Origin of the sequence: Janibacter cremeus, assembly GCF_013409205.1 — a bacterium.
Lineage (GTDB): Bacteria > Actinomycetota > Actinomycetes > Actinomycetales > Dermatophilaceae > Janibacter > Janibacter cremeus.
In genome coordinates this window covers 319,367-340,400 of the sequence record NZ_JACCAE010000001.1, presented here as the reverse complement: position 1 = coordinate 340,400, position 21,034 = coordinate 319,367, and the positions used below count along the sequence as shown (strand labels likewise).

18 protein-coding genes are annotated in these 21,034 nt (G+C 66.7%); 13 read left to right on the top strand and 5 right to left on the bottom strand.

Annotated features, from left to right (window positions below; genetic code table 11):
- The first annotated feature begins 263 nt into the window (after window positions 1-263).
- From BJY20_RS01545 to BJY20_RS01505, 9 genes are all read left to right on the top strand, one after another.
- Window positions 264-1,481 (top strand): alpha-hydroxy acid oxidase, encoded by a 1,218-nt coding sequence (locus tag BJY20_RS01545; RefSeq protein ID WP_185989913.1) that lies wholly within the window; start codon window positions 264-266, stop codon window positions 1,479-1,481.
- Window positions 1,482-1,522: 41 nt separating this feature from the next.
- The gene (locus BJY20_RS01540; RefSeq protein ID WP_185989912.1) at window positions 1,523-2,695 is read left to right on the top strand and encodes an ABC transporter substrate-binding protein; all 1,173 of its coding nucleotides are present in this window, start codon (window positions 1,523-1,525) and stop codon (window positions 2,693-2,695) included.
- A 39-nt stretch (window positions 2,696-2,734) separates the two neighbouring features.
- A complete protein-coding gene (locus BJY20_RS01535; RefSeq protein ID WP_185989911.1) occupies window positions 2,735-3,610 on the top strand; it encodes an ABC transporter permease subunit in 876 nt (291 codons plus the stop codon).
- Window positions 3,611-5,305 carry a branched-chain amino acid ABC transporter ATP-binding protein/permease gene (locus BJY20_RS01530; RefSeq protein ID WP_185989910.1) on the top strand — a complete coding sequence of 565 codons (1,695 nt, stop codon included), beginning with the start codon at window positions 3,611-3,613 and terminating at the stop codon, window positions 5,303-5,305.
- The gene (locus tag BJY20_RS01525) at window positions 5,302-6,009 is read left to right on the top strand and encodes an ABC transporter ATP-binding protein (protein ID WP_185989909.1); all 708 of its coding nucleotides are present in this window, start codon (window positions 5,302-5,304) and stop codon (window positions 6,007-6,009) included. Before BJY20_RS01530 ends, BJY20_RS01525 begins: the two co-directional genes overlap by 4 nt.
- 177 nt (window positions 6,010-6,186) lie before the next feature.
- On the top strand, window positions 6,187-6,504 hold the full coding sequence (locus BJY20_RS01520) for a hypothetical protein (RefSeq protein ID WP_185989908.1): 318 nt from the start codon (window positions 6,187-6,189) through the stop codon (window positions 6,502-6,504).
- A 77-nt stretch (window positions 6,505-6,581) separates the two neighbouring features.
- Window positions 6,582-7,979: a hypothetical protein gene (locus BJY20_RS01515; protein WP_185989907.1), complete on the top strand. Its 1,398-nt coding sequence runs from the start codon at window positions 6,582-6,584 to the stop codon at window positions 7,977-7,979.
- Window positions 7,980-8,019: 40 nt separating this feature from the next.
- On the top strand, window positions 8,020-8,412 hold the full coding sequence (locus BJY20_RS01510) for a hypothetical protein (protein WP_185989906.1): 393 nt from the start codon (window positions 8,020-8,022) through the stop codon (window positions 8,410-8,412).
- Between the two features lie 124 nt (window positions 8,413-8,536).
- Window positions 8,537-9,706 carry a PD-(D/E)XK nuclease family protein gene (locus BJY20_RS01505; RefSeq protein WP_185989905.1) on the top strand — a complete coding sequence of 390 codons (1,170 nt, stop codon included), beginning with the start codon at window positions 8,537-8,539 and terminating at the stop codon, window positions 9,704-9,706.
- Between the two features lie 6 nt (window positions 9,707-9,712).
- On the opposite strand, the gene BJY20_RS01500 is transcribed toward BJY20_RS01505, so the two are convergent.
- The 3 genes from BJY20_RS01500 to BJY20_RS01490 form a co-directional block, all read right to left on the bottom strand.
- Window positions 9,713-10,381, bottom strand: a complete 669-nt coding sequence (locus BJY20_RS01500; RefSeq protein WP_185989904.1) for a DUF6308 family protein — start codon at window positions 10,379-10,381, stop codon at window positions 9,713-9,715.
- A 153-nt stretch (window positions 10,382-10,534) separates the two neighbouring features.
- Window positions 10,535-11,335: a GIY-YIG nuclease family protein gene (locus BJY20_RS01495; protein WP_185989903.1), complete on the bottom strand. Its 801-nt coding sequence runs from the start codon at window positions 11,333-11,335 to the stop codon at window positions 10,535-10,537.
- Between the two features lie 96 nt (window positions 11,336-11,431).
- Window positions 11,432-12,139 carry an NUDIX hydrolase gene (locus tag BJY20_RS01490; RefSeq protein ID WP_185989902.1) on the bottom strand — a complete coding sequence of 236 codons (708 nt, stop codon included), beginning with the start codon at window positions 12,137-12,139 and terminating at the stop codon, window positions 11,432-11,434.
- Between the two features lie 75 nt (window positions 12,140-12,214).
- Here BJY20_RS01490 and BJY20_RS01485 point away from each other — a divergent pair, with 75 nt between their 5' ends.
- The 3 genes from BJY20_RS01485 to BJY20_RS01475 are packed head-to-tail and all read left to right on the top strand — an operon-like array spanning window position 12,215 to window position 15,982.
- A complete protein-coding gene (locus BJY20_RS01485; protein WP_185989901.1) occupies window positions 12,215-13,009 on the top strand; it encodes a T3SS (YopN, CesT) and YbjN peptide-binding chaperone 1 in 795 nt (264 codons plus the stop codon).
- Window positions 13,009-14,580 carry an ADP-ribosylglycohydrolase family protein gene (locus BJY20_RS01480; RefSeq protein ID WP_185989900.1) on the top strand — a complete coding sequence of 524 codons (1,572 nt, stop codon included), beginning with the start codon at window positions 13,009-13,011 and terminating at the stop codon, window positions 14,578-14,580. Before BJY20_RS01485 ends, BJY20_RS01480 begins: the two co-directional genes overlap by 1 nt.
- Window positions 14,581-14,584: 4 nt before the next feature.
- The gene (locus BJY20_RS01475) at window positions 14,585-15,982 is read left to right on the top strand and encodes a hypothetical protein (RefSeq protein WP_185989899.1); all 1,398 of its coding nucleotides are present in this window, start codon (window positions 14,585-14,587) and stop codon (window positions 15,980-15,982) included.
- Between the two features lie 162 nt (window positions 15,983-16,144).
- Here BJY20_RS01475 and BJY20_RS01470 read toward each other — a convergent pair whose 3' ends face one another.
- Entirely contained in the window at window positions 16,145-18,274 is a 2,130-nt protein-coding gene (locus BJY20_RS01470) for a hypothetical protein (protein WP_185989898.1), read from the bottom strand.
- A 17-nt stretch (window positions 18,275-18,291) separates the two neighbouring features.
- Entirely contained in the window at window positions 18,292-19,797 is a 1,506-nt protein-coding gene (locus BJY20_RS01465; protein WP_221935210.1) for a sigma factor-like helix-turn-helix DNA-binding protein, read from the bottom strand.
- Between the two features lie 320 nt (window positions 19,798-20,117).
- Here BJY20_RS01465 and BJY20_RS01460 point away from each other — a divergent pair, with 320 nt between their 5' ends.
- Window positions 20,118-20,861, top strand: coding sequence for a hypothetical protein (locus BJY20_RS01460; RefSeq protein WP_185989896.1), 744 nt, complete (start codon window positions 20,118-20,120; stop codon window positions 20,859-20,861).
- Window positions 20,862-21,034 lie beyond the last annotated feature (173 nt).

The window sequence follows — 21,034 nt, the reverse complement described above, 5'->3', positions numbered from 1 at the left end:
GCCAGTCTGCCGAGGCGGTCGCTGCGGTCGAGACGGGGCACGGCAGCGGCAAGGTGGTCATCGTCCCGTCACGGTGAGGACTGGGCGCGCCTGCCGTCGGTCGCGCCGCGCGGGCTGGGGGCCCGGACGCCGGATGGGCCGACCAGCGTGATTGCATTTCGATCACACCACCGCGTCGTCGACTCGCTGCGGGGATGTGCGACCCTACTGTCCAGCGCAGGAATCACAGCGGGCCCGCTCCGACGCGGGGAATGAGGAAGCACATGACACGGGTGGAGCGACGTCTGCCACGACTGGACGAGTTGCGCCCACTCGTGCGGGTCGAGCGACCGACCCTCCAGCGCACCCGCCGTCACCTCGAGCGGGCCCACACCATCGACGACCTGCGCCGCATCGCCCGGCGCCGCACCCCCAGGTCCGCCTTCGACTACGTCGACGGGGCCGCCGAGAGCGAGGTCAGCCTGAGCCGGGCCCGCGCGGCCTTCGCCGCGGTCGACTTCCGACCACGGGTCCTGCGCGACGTCTCCGAGGTGGACCCCTCGATCCGGCTCCTCGATGTCACCAGCCCGATCCCGATGGTGCTGGCTCCCACGGGCTTCACCCGGATGATGCACCACGAGGGGGAGCGAGCCGTGGGACGTGCCGCCCTGGCGGCCGGTATGCCCTACGCCCTCTCGACCATGGGGACCGTGTCCGTCGAGGACCTGGCCGCGGAGGTGCCCGACCTGCAGCGGTGGTTCCAGCTCTACCTGTGGCGCGACCGGCCCGCCTCCCTGGAGCTGATGGCCCGGGCGCGGGCGGCCGGCTACACCACCCTGGTCCTCACCGTCGACACCGCCGTCGCCGGGCAGCGGCTGCGCGACGTGCGCAACGGCATGACGATCCCGCCGCAGCTGACGCCCTCGACCATGGCGGACATGGCGCTGCACCCGCGGTGGTGGGCCAATCTCCTGACGACCGAGCCGCTGACGTTCGCCTCGCTGACCCAGTCCGGTGGCACCGTCGAGCAGCTCGTCAACCGCATGTTCGACCCCTCGCTGAGCGTCGCCGATCTGGCCTGGCTGCGGGAGAACTGGTCCGGCACGATCGTCCTCAAGGGCATCCAGAGCGTCGAGGACGCCACGGAGTTCGTCGACCTCGGGGTTGACGGCTTGGTCGTCTCCAACCACGGCGGGCGCCAGCTGGACCGCTCGGTCACCCCGTTGCAGGTCCTTCCGGACATCGTCGCGGCCGTCGACGGGCGCGTCCCGGTCCTGCTCGACGGCGGCATCATGCACGGCGCCGACATCGTCGCCGCCGTGGCCAACGGGGCCGATGCCGTCATGGTCGGCCGGGCCTACCTCTACGGACTCATGGCCGGTGGCGAAGCGGGCGTCACCCGGGCCCTGCAGATCCTCACCAGCCAGGTCACCCGCACCATGCAGCTGCTCGGCGTGACCAGCGTCGACGAGCTCACCCCGCACCACGCCGTCCTGCACTGACCACCACACCCAGCATCACGACCACACTCCCTGGAGGAAACATGCGTACCAGCCTGTTCACGATGTCGGCCGCCGCAGGCGCCCTGGCCCTGACCCTGACCGCCTGCGGTTCCGACGGCGGCAGCGACGGCAGCAACGCCGCCCTCGTCGGCGAGGGCAGCGGCGACTCCTGTGTCATCGACGCCGAGGTGCCCGTGGGTGCCGCACTGTCACTGACCGGCGCCGCAGCCTCCTACGGGGAGTCCCAGCGCAACGGCCTCGAGCTGGCCGCCAAGGAGCTCAACGCCAAGGACGGCGTCACCTACGACCTGACCGTCGAGGACGACCAGACCGACCCGAAGCAGGGGATCTCGGTCTTCGAGGGCTTCGTCAACGACGGCGCCAGCGTCATCATCGGTCCGACGCTGTCCAACACCGCCTTCCAGGCGCAGCCGATCGCCCAGGAGGAGAGCGTGCCCGTGCTGGCCATCTCCAACACGGCCGACGGCATCACCGAGCAGGGCGACTACATCTTCCGTGACTCGCTGACCGAGTCCCAGGTCATCCCGCAGACCGTGACCACGGCGATCGAGGAGTACGACCTCGAGGACGTCGTGGTGATGTACTCCAACGACGACGCGTTCACCGAGTCGGGCTACGAGGTCATGTCCTCCGCCCTGGAGGACAGCGACACCGAGGTCACCGACACGTTGACGTTCTCCACCACCGACACCGACTTCCGTGCCCTGCTGACCGAGGCGAAGACCTCGAACCCGGACGCCATCTTCGTCTCCGGCCTGATCGAGGCGGCCATCCCGCTGGTCACCCAGGCGCGTGAGCTGGGCATCGACGTGCCGATCATCGGCGGCAACGGCTTCAACAACCCGCAGCTGATGGCCGATGCCGGCGACGCCGCCGAGGGCGTGGTCGTCGGCGCCGCGTGGAACTCCGCCTCCGACAACCCGCAGAACGCCGACTTCCTCGAAGCCTACGAGAAGGAGTACGACTCCCAGCCCGATCAGTTCGCGGCGCAGGCCTACACCGGCATGATGCTCATCGACACCGCGGTGCGCAGCGGTTGCTCCGCTGAGCGCGACGCCATCAAGGAGGGCCTGGGCAGCATCTCCGAGGTGGAGTCGGTGCTGGGGACCATCAGCATCAACGACGACCGCGACGCCGAGCACGAGGCCGTCGTCCAGGTCGTCAAGGACGGCGAGTTCACCGTCCTGAAGTGACCGACACCCCTCACCGACACCCCTGACGAAGGCGGACACGTGCAACAACTGCTCCTCGGGCTGTCCATCGGCTCGATCTACGCGCTCTTCGCGATCGGCTTCACGCTGGTCTTCGGCGTGCTGGACCGGCTGAATCTGGCGCACCCGTCGGTGTTCGCCGTGTCCGCCTTCATCGGGATCGAGCTGGTCGAGGTGGCCGGTCTCTCGATCTGGCTCACCCTGCCGATCGTCGCCGCGGTCGGCGGCGTGCTCGGCGTGGTCATCGAGCGAGTGGCCTTCCGGCCGCTGAAGAACAGACCCGATGCCCACTTCGCGGGGTTGATCTCCTCGATCGCCCTGGCGGGGATGTTCATCGCCCTGCTCCAGTGGAGATACGGACCGAACACGCGACGCTTCCCCGCCGAGTCCTTCCCGACGACGACCTACAGCATCCTCGGTGCGCAGGTCACCGTGCTGCAGGTGGCGATCCTGCTCATCTCGGTCCTGCTCATGGTGGCCCTGACCCTGCTCGTCGCGCGCTCGCGCCTGGGGCGGGGCATGCGCGCCATCGCCGAGAACCCGACCGCCGCGAAGGTCCTCGGGATCAACGTCGACCGGGTGACGGTCACCACCTTCGCCATCTCCTCGGCCCTGGGCGCCGTCGCCGGCGCGCTCTTCGCGATGAACGTCAACAGCGCCCAGCTGGGCATGGGCACGGCGATCGAGCTCAAGGGGCTGGCCGTGATCATCGTCGGCGGGATGGGCTCGCTGCCCGGCGCGCTCGTCGGTGGCCTGCTGCTGGGGCTCGCCGAGGTCTTCGCGGTGCAGTACGTCGGCTCCTCGTGGCGTGACCTCGTCGCCTTCGGTCTGCTCTTCCTCATCCTCCTGGTGCGACCGCAGGGTCTTTTCGGTGCCCGGAAGGTGCGTGAGGTCTGAATGTTCGTCGAATCGACCTTCGTCTTCATCGCCCTGGGCGGGATCTTCGCCTACTCCTTCTACGCCGTCCTCGTCGCCGGGCAGCTCAGCCTCGGCCAAGCCGGCTTCGCCTCGCTCGCGGCCTTCTCCGCGGTCGCCCTGGCGCCGACACCCAGTGACATCGGGGACCTGCCGGCGCTGCTCGTCGCCATCGCCATCGGCATGCTCGTCGGTGCGGTCACCGCCGTGATCCTCGGGTTGCCGACCATGCGACTGCGCGGGGTCTTCCTGGCCATCGCCACGCTCGCCTTCGCCGAGGCGGTGCGCATCCTCGTGATCAACATGGAGTGGACCGGCGGCGCCCGGGGGACGTCGGTGCCCAAGGTGCTCGAGCCGTGGATGGCGTGGGTGGCGCTGGCGCTCGTCGCCTACTGGTTCTGGCGGCAGGGCCCCTCACGGTACGGTCGGGCGCTGGACGCCATCCGCGAGGACGAGCTCGCCGCGCGGGCCATGGGTATCGACGTCAGTCGGCACCGACTGTCCGCCTTCGTCGCCGCGGGGGCGGTCGCCGGGCTCTACGGCGTGCTGTGGGCCTACTACGTGCGGCTCATCGCCCCGGAGGACTTCGGTTTCGCCAAGGCGATCGACGGGCTCGTCACGGCCGTCGTCGGCGGCTCGACGATGTTCATCGGCCCGCTCCTGGGCAGCGTCTTCCTCACGATGGTCCCCGAGGTGCAGCGCGCCATCGGCATCGAGGCCGGCTGGATCCGCCCCTTCCTCTCCAGCCTGCTGCTGCTGGTCGTCATCCTCTTCCTCCCCGGTGGCCTGGCCAGTTTCCTGCCACACCGCAGGCAGCGCCTGGCCACCGGTGCAGCCGGGGACGACGACGGGCGAAGGGGGGAGACCAGCCTCTCCCAGCGGGTCCACCCGGACCCGGGCGAGACCGTCGTCAGCCTCACCGGTCTGGGCAAGGACTACGGCGGGGTCTTCGCCAACCGGGACATCGACCTGCAGATCACCGGCGGTGAGGTACTCGGTCTCATCGGCCCCAACGGCGCGGGGAAGACCACGCTGATCAACATGATCAGCGGCCTGTCCAAGCCGACCTCCGGCACCGCGGAGGTGCTCGGTCTGCAGCCGGCCAGAGCGGCCGTGCACAAGGTCGCCGCGGCCGGGGTGAGCCGGACCTTCCAGCACTCCAAGCTCTTCGACCGGCTCTCCGCCCTGGAGAACGTCATGGTCGGTGGCCACCTGGTGAGCAAGCCGACCTTCCTGCGGCGGCTGCTCTGGCTGCCCTCGGCCCACCGGGACGAGCAGCGCGTGGCGCGGCACGCGGCGTGGTGCCTGGAGCGGGTCGGTCTGGCCGAGCAGGCCGGGACCCAGGCCTCGGCGCTGTCCTACGGCGACCAACGGCGACTGGAGATCGCGCGGGCCCTGGCCTCGGACCCGTCCCTGCTGATCCTCGACGAGCCGGCCGCGGGGATGAACCACGTCGAGGCCGATGCGCTGTCGGAGCTCATCGGGTCGTTGGCGAGCGACGGCCTGACGATCCTGCTCATCGAGCACAACGTCGGCATGGTGATGAAGACGTGCAGCCGCATCGTCGTGCTGAACTTCGGTGAGGTCATCGCCACCGGCACGCCGGAGCAGATCATCGAGAATCCTGCTGTCATCGAGGCCTACCTCGGCAGCTCCGAGTCGGAGGAGGCGTCATGACCGCACCGATCCTGACGGTGGAGGACCTCGCCGTGAGCTACGGGCGGGTCGAGGCCGTGCGTGGGGTCTCCTTCGAGGTGGCCGCCGGCGACCTCATCACGCTGGTGGGTGCCAACGGTGCGGGGAAGTCCTCGGTCATCAACGCCGTCTCCGGGGTGGTGCGCCCCTCCGGGGGGCGGATCACCTTCGAGGGCAAGGACGTCACCCGCACGCAGGCCCACACGCTCGTGGCCAACGGGCTGGTCCAGGTCCCCGAGGGGCGGCAGGTGCTTGCCACGCTGACGATCCACGAGAACCTGCAGCTCGGTGGGTGGCACAGCAACGACAAGGCCGCGATCGACGAGGTGTACGAGCGATTCCCGGTGCTCGCCGAGCGGCGAGAGCTGCCGGCCGGCGCGCTCTCCGGTGGTGAGCAGCAGATGCTCGCGATCGGGCGGGCCCTGGTGGCCCGGCCGCGGTTGATGCTGCTCGACGAGCCGTCCATGGGCCTGGCGCCGAAGATCGTCGACGAAGTCTTCACCGTCATCCGGGAGATCCGTGCCACCGGTACAACGGTGGTTCTCGTCGAGCAGAACGCCCGCCGGGCGTTGAAGGCCGCCGACCACGGGTACCTCATGGCGACCGGTGAGATCGTGCATGCCGGCCCTGCGGCCGAGCTGTTGGCTGACGAGAAGATCGTGCAGGCGTATCTGGGGGTCGAGTAGCGCCCGTTCTCCTTCGACGGCAGCGACCCGATCACGGGGCAGGTGGCGCGGGGTCCGGACCACCCGGAAGGCCGACTGAGGCTCGCTCGGTTGTCGGTGGTCCCACCTACATTGATAGTGCACGAGGGGACGTGGCACAGGCCGTGCCACCGGGGGTACGAGGGATCGGGGCTCACCATGGACACGACGTCGCACACCATGGGCGAAGGGGGACTGGCGCGCCTCGCGCAGAGGGTCCTTGCCGAGTGGCAGGAGTCGCACGGAGCTGCGGCCGAGGAGGTTGAGTTCTGCGAGGAGTGCGGTGGCTTCTGCGGCGACCTCGATCCGGAAGAGCGCGAGATGGCCGAGCAGTGGGCCGCATGGCAGCCACCTCCCGTGGGGCCCGGTGGTCGAGGCACCGGCTGGGTCTGGGACTCGGGAGGGGTCCGCGACCTGCCGCTCCCGGGGTGGGGTGCCCTCGGGTGGCCCGGCGGTGTCCGCTTCGAGGACCTGTGATGGCCCGGGGAGATCAGCCGAGCGGTCCCCGACTCGTGTGCCGTCGCTGCGGATCGGTGGCGACTCACTCGATCGTGATGGGCTTCCCGTCGCACGAGATGGCGGAGGACGTGATCGCCAGTCCGTGGCAGCGGCTGGGTGGCTGTGTCATCGCCCCCGGGATGTGGACCGCGGAGTGCCTCACCTGTGGTCAGCGGGAGACCGTGGAGGACCCAGGTCCGCACTTCGACGGGTGGACCGCGCCCGATGTCTCCGCTGCTTCCGCGGTCTCCAGGTTCGCCGCCCGGTGCCGGGGTGACCTAGACCAGGCCGAGACCTCGGTCGTGTCCCATGCCGGCCTGTGGCTGCTCCTGGCCTCGGTCTCGGAGCACGTGACCGGCGAGGACGGGGAGCGGGTCGCGCAGATCCTCGGGATGCCGACCGAGGACGCGACCGCCGCGGCCCACCGATTGCTGGCGGAGCCGCACCCGACTCTCGCCGCTACCTTCGGCGCGTGGGTGGCGGAGGGTGTCACCACGCCGCTGTCCGGCGCCGACCGCGGCATCCCGGAGCAGGCGTGGTTGGACCAGTGGGCATCCGATCGCACTCGCGGGCTCATCAATCGGTTCCCCGTGCAGGTGGACGCCTCGACCTTGTTGCTGCTGGCGACGGCGCTCGTTCTCGAGCCGCGGTGGACCGAGCCGTTGCGCTCGTCCGGCGCGTACGGTCTCGTGCTCACCGGCGGGCTCCAGACGATCGTCGACACCGAGGCCGCCGGTCTCGTGGCCGTGGCCAAGCCCCACTCCGAGGACGCGGTGGATGTCGTGAGCGTCATCGCCGACCCAAGGGTGCCCCCTTCGCAGGTCTGGAAGGGCGTCGACGAGGTGGTCGAGCTGCTCAGCAAGGGCGCGCTGTGGCACGCGGAGAAGCCGGCCGGCACCCCGGACGTAGGGCACGCGTGGAAGTGCCGGACGCGGGTGGAGTCCGTCCTCCGAGGCGAGGCGGGCGAAGGGGGCGGGCCGGTTCGCCGGTGGAGCAGCCGGCTGCGGCGATGGTCCGCGCAGGAGACCCTCGACCTCATTGCGACGCCGGGCTTGGCAGAGGTTGCTCGCGCGCTCCTGCCGGAGATCACGGACCCGGAGGTCGAGTGCGTCCAGAGCGTGCGCGGGGAGTTCGACGAGGACGGGTTCCGCGCTGCCGCGATCACTGCGGTCGCCATGGTCACGAGGATGCCGGACTTCGTGGAGACGAAGGTGGAGCGCGTCGAGCTCGACTTCTCCAGGGCGCACGCGGTCGTCGCGATCGCCCGCGGTGGAGCGTGGGAGAGCGTGCCGCTCGTCAGTGCTTGGGTGACCAAGGAGCTGAGCCGACCTCTGAGGACCATGCCGGACACGGACTGGGAGTCCTTGGAGCTCTTGGCTGAAACCGACCCCGATGAGGCGGCTGAGTTGATTTCGTACAAGCGTCGACGCATGCGCGAGCGCGGGGAGAGCTGAGCCCACCCGAGGGCATCGAAAGTTGGAGATGGAGACGAACATGAAGGCCGGACGGGACGACCTGCGCTGGTGGCTTGACCTCGCGCCCACCCTCGAGTGGACCTGGGCAAAGACTTACGCGGACAGTGCGCCGCACTGGTACGTCGTGCACGGTCGGACCGAAGGGCTCACCATGGATGACTTCGTGAGAGCGGGCCGGGTGATCCGTACGTTCGGTGAGCCCGGCAAGTTCTACCGATCGACGAATCTCTACCTCTATACGGAGGACCGCACGAGGAAGTTTTGGGCGATGTGGGGCGAGATTCCGCGGTCCGAGGATGCGGACCTGATCAACATGGCGACCACCGACCGCGTTTACGGGCCGCAGGACGACATCAACTGGGAGCGAGTCGAGGCGATAGGGATACCTACCGACCGAGGTGCTCGTGGCTGATCGCGGCACATGGGCGGCAGAAGTCCGACGTTCTGGAGTCTCAACCCGTCACGACGGGCCATGACCGCGGTACGTTGCCAACTCTGAGTATGGGTATGGAGGGGGAAGTGTGTCGGATGACTTGATGGCAGCCATGGTCCCGATCCTGGGGAGGGATCTGGAGCCAGAGTTCAACGTCTTCGACGTGATGCACCACGGACTGCACGAGAAGCAGATCAGCAATGTCTTCGGGTGGCTCCTCGAGGCGGACGGCACTCATGGGCTGGGGGACCGCTTCATCAGGATCTTCGTCGACGCTGTGAACGCGGAAACTAATCCCGATCTCCCTGCTGATGATCGCTACTGGGTACGGCAGGAGGTCAATACAGCGCGGGAAGACGGGATCGTCGACATCGCTGACCTGGTCGTCGAGGGTGACACCACGGTAATGGTGGTGGAGAACTATTTCACCTCCGACGGGCACGGACATTGCTACGACCGCTACCTCGCCTACGGTCAGCGGGACGGCAAGCGCGGGAGCGTGGTTTTGCTGTGTCGACGTGTGCAGAAGAGTTTGCTGACCAACAACTGGGACCAAGCAGCCGTGCTCACTTACGCGCAGCTGATTGATCGTCTCTGGAGCCAAGTGGGTAGCGATTCGAGTTATCGGAAACAGCACCCGGAAGCGCATTCATTTATCGAGCAGATCCACCGCAAGTTCGTAGAAGGGGGCAGGACCGTGAAGCAGGACGATGTGTTGGGGTTCGTTGTCGCCATGTGTGACGCCGGAGAAGCCCGCCGGTACCAGGCGCAGTCCCAAGCGGTTGCGGCCGACCAGTTCGCAACGGATCTGGCGGCGCAAGCACGAGAGCGATTCGGTGAAGGCCGCGAGTTGCTTATGAATCTCAAGGGTCAACTGAAGTCGTTCAGCGCAGAAGTGCTCAAGGGCCAATTGAACTCGACGCTGGGCGAGGACTTCGTCCGGGGCGTGGGCGCCAACCTGCAGGGCATCCACCAGTGGACGATCACCTTCCATGTGCCGAGGAAAGAGTCCAGCTCCGATGAGGGACGCGTGCAGCTGAAGTTTGGCCCGTCGGCATGGTTCGCCAACGAGAGAGACGAGAAGTGGCGAAAGACAGTGGAGGAGGCTGAAGCCGACTACGGGCGCATCTTCATCACGAGTTCAACGAGCAGCGAGATCCGGCAATCAGAGGTGACTCTCGAGGAGGCGCTCAACGGGTTGGACCCGAGTGACACTCGGCTGCACGACGAGATCGTGGGGCTTCTGAACGCTCCCGCAGCAGTAGCCGGGTGAAGCCTCTCAGTTCGAGGGGCTCACGCCTTGGCTGGTCCAAGCGAGGATGTCGATCAGCCGCAGATCGGTTAGCGCTGTATCCCCTAGGACCTCCTCTGTGAGGGCGTACAGTGCGTCCTGATGCTGGACGAGGTCTTCCCTCATGGCGAGCGTCACGCGAACCATGTAGTCAGCCCACGAGCGCCTTCCGGTCGGGACTGGAGCGTCGCTTCCGACGTAGCAGAGTCGGACCCAGCGGTCGTGCAACGGGAGAGACTGCGGGTGTTTGCGGTGCAGGATCTTGGAGAGCGTGGTGCCCCCTTGGCCTCGCTTGCCGTGTCGACCCCTGTCGTCGTCCAGCACCTGGTAAAGGTCACGCACCTTGGCAGTTACGGCATCAGCGGCCATCGCGACGAGCGGTCGATCTGGGTGGGCCCTGAGCGCCGCCTGAAGGTCTTCCTGCATTTCTTGGAACCGGTAGACAGCGCTGACAGATGGAGTTGAGTTGAGCAAGGCCGGCGCGAGGAGATCTCCGTCGTTCAGCTCAGTGGATGCACTCCCTGAAACGAACGCGTCGTAGGCCGGGTAGGCGTAGGGCTTCTTGCCCGCCTTCCTCATAGGGTCAGTGTATTCGCGAACCCACTGCTTCGCCTTGTCGATGGGGACGGCGACGCGACCGACGCTGATGGTTTCCATGGTCGGCACGCTACGGGGGCGATGCCCCTAAGCACGGACTTGGCGGTCCTCCATTCTTGGCGTTGAGCGGTCCGACCCGCGCATGAATCCTGTGCGCGGATTCTTGGCCGCGCACCTCTTGTGAGTGTTGTCGAACGGGTACCAGCGGGTCGATCAACCGCCGTTCAGGCCGTGTCGAACGGAGTCCAGAGCTCGCTTGTAGTGCGACTCGGCACGGTTGATGACCTGCTGCGGTGTGGAGGGGTCGAACACACGCAGCAAGGAGAACCGGAATGACGTGGGGTCGAGGTCTCGGAGCTCGACGTTATCTCCGTGGCCGTTGCTCGCGTACGTCGACCAACGCTGACAGATGTTCTCGGCGCCGTCGGCCTTGCCTACGTAGTTTCGTCCATCCCGCAGATCTGTGATGACGTAAATGCCTGCAACCGATGACAGCGCGGTACGCCAGGTCGCGTAACGACGATCTCGCATGACTGCCTGGAGGGTGGGGTAGTCGAGCCGCAGGTTCTCGAAACCGGGGAATCGCGGAGCAGCCGCGTCGGCGAGCTCACGAACCGGATAGGCCGAGGCCGTGGTTCCGTGCACATACCAAGCCAAGGGCGCTGCCCACCCGATGACGAGGCGTCCGACATACTCCTGCAGGAGATCCGTCCGCTCGAGGTTGAAGGTGCGAATCGATCCGTCGTTGGCCACCTCGCCGTGGTTTCGGATGACGCCCCAGAACCGAGCTCTTCTGCCGCTCTCGGGGAGGAATACGAGCCAACGGTCTGTTGGGGTTCGCGGAAAACTGCCCACTGCCTGCGCACTCGTGTACCTGAGGATCTCATCTTCGGTGGAGTCGGCATGGATCCCGGGGGTCCCATCCGCATGAACCACGTAGGCGTGACGGATCACCAGCGCGTTCCTCGGGTCGATGCCCTCTGCTGAGAGGACGGTTCCCAACGTGAGTGTCATTCAGTTCCTTTCGCGCTCGGTGTCGCGGACATTCGCCCGGGCACCGCAAATGGCGTCATTCTCGTACTTCACGAGCAACGAGGTGCGGCACTCCGCTCAACGACCGGTCGTAGCTCGCTGGTACAGGGTCGCCGGCCGGCCTCGATGAGCTGTCGACTTCACCACTTCGCCACGCTGCATGACCGGGGTGAGGTTGGGCTTCATCCGCCGAGCAAAGTTGTCCTTGTGTAGCTCCTCGCCGACGACCGCCTCGTGGACTTTGCGCAGCTGGTGCAGCGTGAAGGGCTCGGGCAGGAACCCGTCCGGATCAGGCAACGTGTCGTTATAGCGCTGACGAAACTCGTACCGCTCCTGCAGTGACCCCACCGCTGCAGTGATGATCTCGTCGTGGTCCCACAGCATCGACCCGCCATTCAGGAGCTTCCCTTCCGACGACACGGGGACGAGGTCCCCCTTCGCTCCTTCGAGCTCCTGCTCCGGCATCGACACCGAGTGGGCCACCGATATCGCCCAGGTCCGGTCGTCACGATCGGGCGCGTCGAACAGCCGCAGCAGCCGCGGGGGAGTGACCTCGCTCGGACTCACCCCGACCTTCTGCTCGAAGACCTCCCGCACGGTCTCCACGACCGTGTGCCGCTCCCGCAGGAACCGCCCCGGCAGCACCCGCCCGTCGGGCTCCTGACGTTCTTGCACAAGCACCCGCAGGGCGGCGTCATCGGTGCCCGCTGAGGTGACCGTGAGGATCGCCAGATCCACGGTCACTCCGGGGCGGGGATAGGCGTCGAGCGGGCGTCGTCGGGGCATGCGCCTACATTAGCGCGGATAGCGTGCTAACCTTTAGCTAGGATGACGAACTAAACAAGAGGGGAAGTGGTCACGATGACTGACATCAACCACGAAGAGCTGGCGGCGGGGGCCAAGGAGACCAACCGGGAGTGGCGAGCCTTCGAGCACCGGCTGCGGACCTTCGTCCACACGATGAAGGTCGAGGGGGACAGCCTCGTCCTCGAGGTGGGGCGAACCGGCGGACTGCACGACCTGCCGACCATGGAGTTCGTCATGGGGGACATCCTCGTGCTCGCCGTCGGGGGCAACCACCTCGACGAGCGCCACGGGGGCCGTGCGGCGCTCGTGACCCGAGCGATGATGTTGCTCCGCAACAAGTGCGCGATCCCGCACCCGCACCTGCTGACGCACCGGGCATCCGGCCCCTGCGCCCAGTGGTCCGGCGTCCTGGGTCTGGAGTGGACGAAGGGGGCTGGTCCGGGATACGCGCACCCCGCCGACCGCGACACGCTGCTCGACCTCGTCGAGCAGACCATCGGCGCCGAGATGCCTGTGGGGCGTGACGAGGACGACGACTTCTTCGTCGACCACGAGGGTCAGCGGATCTGGATCCGTGTCCTCCCCAACGTGCCGGCCATCGAGATCACGGCCCGAGCCGCGCACGGGACCACTTCACGCCGGCAGGCCGCAGTCGAGGTCGGTATTCTCAACCGATCCAACCCGTGGATCTGGTGGCAGGTGAGCGGCCGCGATGTCTTCCAGACGGCGATCATCGACACCTCGCCCTTCGCACCAGAGCACCTGACGACGACGTTGGAGATCTTTTGCCAGGCGCTGAGCGCAACCCGCGACGACCTGGCGCTGCGCGTCGGGGGAGAGGTGGCCTGATGTATCTCACCACCGCACAGAACGACCGCGCCTGCGGCGTCATCCTCGGCTCGGCCGTGGGTGACGCCCTCGGCGCCGGTTACGAGTTCGGCTGCGCACCGCTCGGCCCTGACGGACCCGAGATGATCGGCGGCGGCCTCGGCGGCTTCGCGCCGGGGGAGTGGACCGATGACACCTCCATGACCTATGCGATCGCGGAGGTCGCGGCGAAGGGGGCGGACCTTCGCTCCCCGGAGGCGCTTGACGACATCTCCCGCGGCTTCCTGCGCTGGTACGACTCGCACCCACCTGACATCGGCATGCAGACCAGCAGCGTCGTCGGCGATGTCTCACGCATGCTCCCTGAGGACCTTGCGCAGCAAGCGTCTCGAAGGGAGGGAACCGAAGCCTCGAAGCCAGGCACCCCACCGCTCCCTGAGGAGGTCGCCCCGCGACCGTCTCGAAGGGAGAACACAGGCGCTCTCGCAGCAGCCATGACTCAAGCCGCAGCCCGCCTCCACGAGCGGACTGGCCACACAGCCGGCAACGGCTCCCTCATGCGCACCAGTCCGGTCGCCCTCGCCCACCTCGGCGACCCTACGGCGATCGTCGAGGCAGCGACGGCGATATCCGCCCTGACCCACACCGACCCACGAGCCGGCGAAGCCTGCGCCCTGTGGTCGCTCGCCATCAACCACGCCGTCCTCGAGGGCGAGCTCGATCTTCGGCCCGGCCTCCAGCACCTCCCTGCAGAGGCCCAGGCCTTCTGGACTGCCCGCATCGATGAAGCCGAGTCCCAGGACCCGTCGACCTTCACCCCCAACGGCTACGTCGTCACCGCACTGCAGGCGGCCTGGTCCGCGATCCACCACACGCCGGTCCCCCATGAGATCTCCTGCCTGCACCTGCAGCACACCCTCGACACCGCGATCCGGATCGGCAACGACACCGACACCGTCGCGGCGATCGCCGGCGGCCTGCTCGGTGCCCGCTGGGGCGCCTCGGCGGTGCCCGCTGCGTGGCGTCGGATCGTCCACGGCTACCCGGGCCGTACGGCGGAGGAGCTCGTCGAGCTCGCCTTCCTCGCGACCCGCGGCGGAGAGCCCAACGGGTACGACTGGCCCGGCTGCGAGTACATCCCGTACTGGCAGGCCCACCGGCCGGTCCTCGTGCAGCACCCCTTCGACGAAGGGGTGTGGCTCGGCAACGTCAAGGCGCTCGACGACCTGCCGCAGGAGATCACCGCCGTGGTCAGCCTCTGCCTCACTGGCTCGAAGCAGGTCCCGGCGGGCGTGCTCCAGGTGCCCTTCCGCCTCATCGACGAGCCAGAGTCGGAGTCGAATCTCAACCTCGAGCACGTCATCACCGACGCGGCCCGGACCGCGGCCGAGCTGCGGGCCGACGGCCACCAGGTCCTAATCCACTGCGTGGCCGCCGAGTCGCGAACCCCCACGGTGGGCATCGCCTACGCCATGATCAGCGGTGTGGATGTGGAGACCGCGACGAAGGGGGTCTGCTCGGCACTGCCGGCAGCGTCACCGAACCCGGGGTTCCGTAGGCAGCTTGATGAATGGGAGCGACCGAATGAGTGACTTGATGGACTCCGAGGCGATGGATGCACGAGAGGAGCCGTTGGAGCCATCCCAGCAGCTCTCTGTTGCGGGATCCTCAGCCATGTTCCAGAGCCTCGCTTGGGTCTTTCGACGCGGCGGCGACCAGCAGCGTCAGGCCGCTCGCCAGCTGTTGCTGCGCGCGGGTGTCTGGATGCCGATCGAGACCTATCGAGTGTGGCCGGTGGTCCTTCCGTGGGTAGTGAGGGACAACTCCGTCGCTCCTTCGAAGGGCAAAGCAGACAAGACAGGGAAGCCCTTGATCAAGACGGCGTCCCCAGCGACGGGACTACTTCGCTCGGACAACTCTCCCGTCGGCACCCTGAAGAATGATCTGCCAGTCAGGTGGGCAGGCGGTCTCGACGAAACGTTCAAGTCGAAGGCCCTGAAGAGCGGCACACACGAATGGATGCAGTCTCACTGCTGGTCCTATCTGTCCGACACAGGTCAAAGCACGGCCACCCACCCGCTGACCAACAGCTTCGTGCCAAACCTCGTGTGGCTGCCCCACGCGATGGGCAGGCTCACGGACGACGAACGACTGGTATTCGCCGATGAGTTGCGTGCGATTGCTTGGGCGCGATATCGACACGTCGACGTCGACCCTGCGCTTCGAGACGTGGTTGAGGAGGCGTGGAGTCTCCTCGATCCACCGATCGCGGATGACCTACAGGAGGAGCTGACGCGAGCCAACGAATTCGTCGTGCCCGAGAAGTTCTATCAGTCGAAGACTGCAAAGGTTCGCAGCATCTCCGCATACTTGGAGAAGCTGCGGTGCAGGGAAGATGTCAGCGTCGTGAAACTCACGCCGGCGGTCTACAAGGACAGTCTGGCCTCGGTGAGCCCCGATGTGCGTTCACGTCTCCAACAGCACCTGCATCCATTCTCGACGGCGGCCAGGCAGTTCCTCCCACCCGCCGCAGTGACTCACCAAGTGAGTGGGCAGCCGAAGAAGAGCCACAGCGTCGGGGGGACTGGTCCCGGTAGTCTCACAAAATTCACGATCCACTCCCCGAACGGGACCGTGACGGGGTTGGCTCGAAGCCAAGTCGCTTTGCGACTGGTGCACGAGGTGATCGACGTGGGCGTCACCCCGGTCCAGGTCCATGAGGTCCTCAAGGCGAATATTCGGCACGTTCCTGGGCTCGCCCATGGAGAAGAACTCTGGCGGAGCATGTCGGAGGCTGGGGCGCCGGCCACCATGGACAAGTGGTTCGTAAATGAGCCGATCCACGACAACGGAGATACGTGGGTGCTGAAGAAGAACTCGTGGACCGAGGAGCTGGCTGACAAGGCATTTCCGGCCTTGGAGTATCTCTCCGGCGGGCTGGTACAGGTCACCAGCGATCCGGTCCCGCCTATAACGTCACCTGACGAGAAGTAGAGCGGGTCCCGCCGAAGTCGGTGCCGGATGGAATCACTCAACCCCTCCGGAAGGGCATCCGCCCTCCAGCGGGTCAGTGACTACCTACGAGAAGGCGCCAACGAAAGCTGAGCAACGGTCTAAACATGCGCCGCATGGGAGCGGCAGAGAACCTGGAGGGCTTCACGGAGTGAGGTCATCGTGGACGGCCACCCGCGACAATGCGATCCGGCCCGAGTCGTCGCGCCAGTAGCTCAACCGCCGGGCAGACGGGGTCGACTGCTGTAGTGGCGCCCGTCGGCACAACCATTCAACCCCGTCCACCATGCGGGTGACAGCCGGAGAGTTCCCACTCTTGTTCGTCCGCAAAGGGTGGTCGCCGGGCACACCCCGGCCGGTGAGCAAGCGCACCAGCACGTGCAGGACCCGGTCACGGCTCACCCCTTCGACGCCCTGGAGGGAGTCGCAGAAGTCCGGTCCCACGGCATACCCGTCTGGGAGGCGCCACTCATCCTTGTACTCGGGTCGGGTGCTCTCGACCCACGTCCGCTGGATGTCCCACCGCAACTGCTGCTCTGGGTCGGCGAATCCCAGGACCTCGCGCTGTTCGTCACCCTTGCTCTTGTTCGACTTCTGCACCGCACGTCGCCTCACCGTGCGCTCGTGCTCGAGCTGACGTTCCAGTGACGAGACCTTGCGCATGGCATCTCGGATCTCGCGGTGCATGGTGTCGATCTCGAGGTCGCGAGCCCTCAGCTCGATCTCGAGCTCGGCATTGCGTCTCGCGAGGTCATCGCTGCGGACGGACTCTGCGGACAACTCCGCCAGCCGCTGCTCGGCCTCACGCAAGGCGCTCTCGAGTCGCTCCTGATGGAGTCGCTCGTCGCCGGTCTCGTCGGCAGGCTGCACATCCTCTGGCCCCGTCTGGTCAGCGGCAGGTGCTGGGACCGCCAGCCAACTGGGTCCCTCGGGCACGAGTGCCACAGGCAGGACTGGCTCGTCGTCATCGACATCTGCCATCCCCAGCGACCATGACGCCGCCTCCAGTCCGGGACCGAGATAGCGGACGGGGACGACCTCGCCCGGGCTGAGCAACTCGGTGAGGTCGTCGAGCTCGTTGCCGGTGACGGCGTCCGCGGAGAGGGTCGAAGTCACCCCGGGATACGGGACGAGGACGACCTCGTTCGCAGTGATCTCCTTGACGGATGCGGCGATGACGACGCCCGCTGAAAGCCCAGCACGTACCTCGCTGGACGACCGCAGCACCCCACCGATGTCGACCCGGCGCGATTCCGGGTCGTACTCGCCGGAGATGGCCGTCCCCGTCTCGACGATGGCGCCGATGTCGAGACCGGGGCTGACCAACTCGGCCCAGATCGTGGCGAGTTCTCCGTCATCCAGCCGTACCAAGGCGCGTGACGGGGGCACGACCCCGGCCACTTCCCCGGTGACCTGCTTCGTCGTCACCGAGGACTCTGTCGAAAGGTGGCCCGTCCGGGCGAGGGCGCCCACGAGATCATTGATGAGGTCGGCGCACGCGCGCCTCCCCTCGACCTGGTCGTAGGCGAAACGCAGGGGCGAGAGGTATGGATTGGCCAGCCACTCCTGGCCCACGTCGTAGACGCGGCCGGCGCCCCCGTAGACACCTGCCATGCGGTTGAGGTGGGAGGTGAGCTGGAAGGTGCGTGGCCCCGTCTCGAGGAGGTGCACCTCGGCACCCGAGCCCACGGTGGTGACGATTTCCTGCGGGTCGATCCACGGTTTCGTGCGGTTCGAGGGGATGGTGACCACGGCGAGAGGACGGTCGCGGGTGGGGTCGAGCAGGTGGTGGGCGAGCGCGTCGACCTTCGCCGCGGTGTCTGCGAAGTGCAGACCGCCGCTTGGTCGTGTGCTCCCTGTCGTTTCCTTGGCTGCGCGGGTGACGACCGGTCGTCGAGGAGTCCGGCCTGGGGCGGCTTCACGCGCGGCCGCGACGATGGCCTCGTCCGCTGCCCGGCTGGTCCCTAGAACGACAGTATTCCGTAGATCGTTGCCAGCCAGTGGCGGATAGACCGCGGCCGCATCACCGAAGACCTTGTGAAGCCCGAGCCCTTCGTTCAGATCCCAGGTACACCCTGCGCTGACGACCCAGACGTCTGCGTGGATCCGCAGAGCGGCGGCGATGTCGTCCGCGTCGAAGCTCGATGTGCCCGAGTCATCCTTCGTGATCACGACGAACGGGTGTGGGCGCTGCGGGTCGGTGATCCGCTGCGCCAGCTGGCGGGCCCCCTCTGATGTCGAGACGTGGGTCGCGGTCCCTTGTGCTGCCTTCATCATGTCCCCCTGTTGTGTCAGTGCGACGGAAGCATGTCGACCAGGTCGGCCACGGCTTCGTCACCGCGACTGCGCAGAAGCTCGACGAGGGCCCCGTCACTCGCGCTGACGGCCCCGGCGAATGCCGTTTGGCTCGCGAGGTGCTGCTCGCCTAGCCCGGTGAGTCGGGCCAGCGTCTCGCCCGGCTCACCACCCGGGGAGACATGGACGACGTGGGCCGTGACGGAGTGGTCCGTCCGGTCGAAGACCAGCCGGAGCAGATCACCCTCGTGGCTTCCGGCCGCAAGAGCGAGCTCGCGGAAGGACCCGATCGATGGGCCCACGTGACTGGTCTGCGCCCACGTGAAGGCGATGTCCTTCCCGGTGTTCTTCAGCTGCAGCGAGAGCGGGGGAGCGCCGGCGAGGAAGACGCCGATCTCGTCGGGCACGGCGCGACCACTACCGCGCAGGACGTCGTGGTCGACGCGCACGTGCCAAGCCAACCGGTCCGTGTCGAGGCGATAGAGGCCAGCCACAGTCTCCGGTGCGTTGGTCGGGACGAAGGGGTCGTCAGCTGGTCGCAATTCGATCATGCCCTTGTGGGTGCGGAAGACCGGTGCCGCGCTGTACATCATCACCGAGTTGGGTGAGATCTGGAAGGCCATCGACAGGTCCTGCGCGAGGTCGGACAAGACAGCCGGACCACTTCCCAGGCGCTCGATCATCGCGGGAACGACCCCTCCGTACTCTGGCAGTTCCCATTCGCGTAGTGCGACGTGGTGGCGGCTGGATCGCATGACCCGCGGCTCGTTGAAGACCCGGTCACGGAACCCTCGCCTGTTGAAGTCCTCGTCGATGACGTCCGCGATCTCGTCAGTGGTCATCGGTCGGCGGCGCAGGGCGAGGACAGCCACCCCCTTGCGGGCGATGTTGCGGGGCCACAGGACGAGTGATCCCTCGAGACGACGGATGCCAGCAATCTGTTGGATGGCGAAGGGGAGGTGCTGGCGCGCAACACCATCCTGAGTAAGCAGTTCATCAAGTCGAGCCTCGTCGAGGATGGGGCCTTTGTCCACGAGCGGTAGAGCATCCGACTGCGGCAGCCGGAAGTCACTTCGGCGGATGGCGGCGAGCTCGGCGTCGTGGACGTAGCCGCTCACGTGGAGCAGGAGTCGGAAGGCTCCCGCGTCGGTGGAATCCCCGTCCAACGGAACCTCCGTCTCAGGAGCAAACGCGCCCAGACCCGACTCGAGCTGGAAGAGGGCCCACCGCACCGCACGGAACCGGGGTTGTGCGAGCTTCTCCCGGAAGCGCGTGAGGAGGCGCGACTCGAGCTGTCGCACCCGCTCACGGGTCACGCCATGCGCCTGACCGATCTCGTCAAGGGTCCTGCGACCTGGCCCGAGCTTGAGCAGCCGGTGGGTGAGGATGTCCGATTCCCTCGGGTCGAGACCCTGCTGCCACTCGCTCAGCAGGTCCATTGGGTCCTGTCGGTCTGCTGGAGCGATCTCGGTGTCGCGCAGACGCTCCACTGCCTCAGTCACATCAGTAGGAGCCGGCCTGGTGAGAATCTCCTCGACGCCGCGCCACGTCCCCGCACCTGCCGAGAATCGAGCCCACTCGAGGACTGTCGTGAGGTCATCGAGGGGGGCGGAACCGGTGAGCGCTGACGAGGTGGCGTACATAGTGACAAACCTACCGTTGACCACCGACAACGTCGTCCCAAAAGCCCTTCGAGATCCGATGACTGTGCCTCGGGTGGACGGGGTTTTTCGTCTTGGTTCATTGGTGGAATGACGCTAAAATGAACGTAGAAGGTGCAAGGGGAATCGCACCTTTACTCCCTTCCGGTGAAAGGCTCCTCATGAGTTCTATCTTTATTGTCAATGCCGACCTCGAGGACGGCTTCTACGTCACCGAGGAGGATGCTCGCCGCCGTGTCGACGAGCTGGCTTCCCAGGCAGGAGGGGGGCAGCGCGGCGGCTACTCGTCGATCGTCGAGATCGAGGACACGAAGTACGAGATCCACCGGGGTGGAAGCGTCCCCGACAGCGTATGGCTCTTGCTCGAGGAGGGTGAGATCTGCGACGACTGGGGCTACAGCGTGACGCGTGCCAGCGCGCGCGAGGACCTCGAGGCCTGGGACATCACCGGCTTCGAGAACTGGGAGATCTCGCAGGAGCGGGAGCAGGGCATGCGTCTGGCCGAGTACCTGCAGGAGTGCTGGGGTCCGTACGAGATCGTGCAGGTTCAACGCCACGACATCAAGGGCGAGCAGGGCCAGCCAAGCGTCGGCGCCATCCGCGCGAAGAACCTCATCCGCCACGACACCGACCTGCCGGAGCCCACGACGAGTGTCCGAGGCGAGCTCACCACCTACACGTGGGAGGTCGGGGAAGAGGTCGTCGTTGAGGTCCGCATAAACGGCGAGACGTGGGAGTCCGCGATCGCGCACAAGCCGGATGCCCGGCCCATGGTCTGGAGCCACTCAGAGGATGTTATCCGCGCCGCGCGAGGTCAGTTGGGTGTCGACCCGCGGGTCGACCTGCGCCTCTACCTCGGGTCGGACCAGACATGGATTTCGGATGTGGCGGATCTGGACGTCTGATCGAAAGAATGAGGGTGCGGGCGCGAATAATGCCTGCACCCTCATTCGACACGTAATCCGCGTGCGCTCAGGCAGGAGAGGTCGCGTTGGTATTGTATTTCGCATGTGTACATGAATGACGCGGTGATAGTCATTTGGTTGCGTTCAGCCAGAATGGTCCGTTGTCGTTGAAG

Excerpts from the sequence above, each read along its gene's own strand:
- BJY20_RS01545 (WP_185989913.1), top strand. The coding sequence starts at position 264 with ATGACACGGGTGGAGCGACGTCTGCCACGACTGGACGAGTTGCGCCCA.
- BJY20_RS01540 (WP_185989912.1), top strand. The coding sequence starts at position 1,523 with ATGCGTACCAGCCTGTTCACGATGTCGGCCGCCGCAGGCGCCCTGGCC.
- BJY20_RS01530 (WP_185989910.1), top strand. The coding sequence starts at position 3,611 with ATGTTCGTCGAATCGACCTTCGTCTTCATCGCCCTGGGCGGGATCTTC.
- BJY20_RS01525 (WP_185989909.1), top strand. The coding sequence starts at position 5,302 with ATGACCGCACCGATCCTGACGGTGGAGGACCTCGCCGTGAGCTACGGG.
- BJY20_RS01520 (WP_185989908.1), top strand. The coding sequence starts at position 6,187 with ATGGACACGACGTCGCACACCATGGGCGAAGGGGGACTGGCGCGCCTC.
- BJY20_RS01515 (WP_185989907.1), top strand. The coding sequence starts at position 6,582 with ATGGGCTTCCCGTCGCACGAGATGGCGGAGGACGTGATCGCCAGTCCG.
- BJY20_RS01510 (WP_185989906.1), top strand. The coding sequence starts at position 8,020 with ATGAAGGCCGGACGGGACGACCTGCGCTGGTGGCTTGACCTCGCGCCC.
- BJY20_RS01505 (WP_185989905.1), top strand. The coding sequence starts at position 8,537 with ATGGCAGCCATGGTCCCGATCCTGGGGAGGGATCTGGAGCCAGAGTTC.
- BJY20_RS01500 (WP_185989904.1), bottom strand. The coding sequence starts at position 10,381 with ATGGAAACCATCAGCGTCGGTCGCGTCGCCGTCCCCATCGACAAGGCG.
- BJY20_RS01495 (WP_185989903.1), bottom strand. The coding sequence starts at position 11,335 with ATGACACTCACGTTGGGAACCGTCCTCTCAGCAGAGGGCATCGACCCG.
- BJY20_RS01490 (WP_185989902.1), bottom strand. The coding sequence starts at position 12,139 with ATGCCCCGACGACGCCCGCTCGACGCCTATCCCCGCCCCGGAGTGACC.
- BJY20_RS01485 (WP_185989901.1), top strand. The coding sequence starts at position 12,215 with ATGACTGACATCAACCACGAAGAGCTGGCGGCGGGGGCCAAGGAGACC.
- BJY20_RS01480 (WP_185989900.1), top strand. The coding sequence starts at position 13,009 with ATGTATCTCACCACCGCACAGAACGACCGCGCCTGCGGCGTCATCCTC.
- BJY20_RS01475 (WP_185989899.1), top strand. The coding sequence starts at position 14,585 with ATGGACTCCGAGGCGATGGATGCACGAGAGGAGCCGTTGGAGCCATCC.
- BJY20_RS01470 (WP_185989898.1), bottom strand. The coding sequence starts at position 18,274 with ATGAAGGCAGCACAAGGGACCGCGACCCACGTCTCGACATCAGAGGGG.
- BJY20_RS01460 (WP_185989896.1), top strand. The coding sequence starts at position 20,118 with ATGAGTTCTATCTTTATTGTCAATGCCGACCTCGAGGACGGCTTCTAC.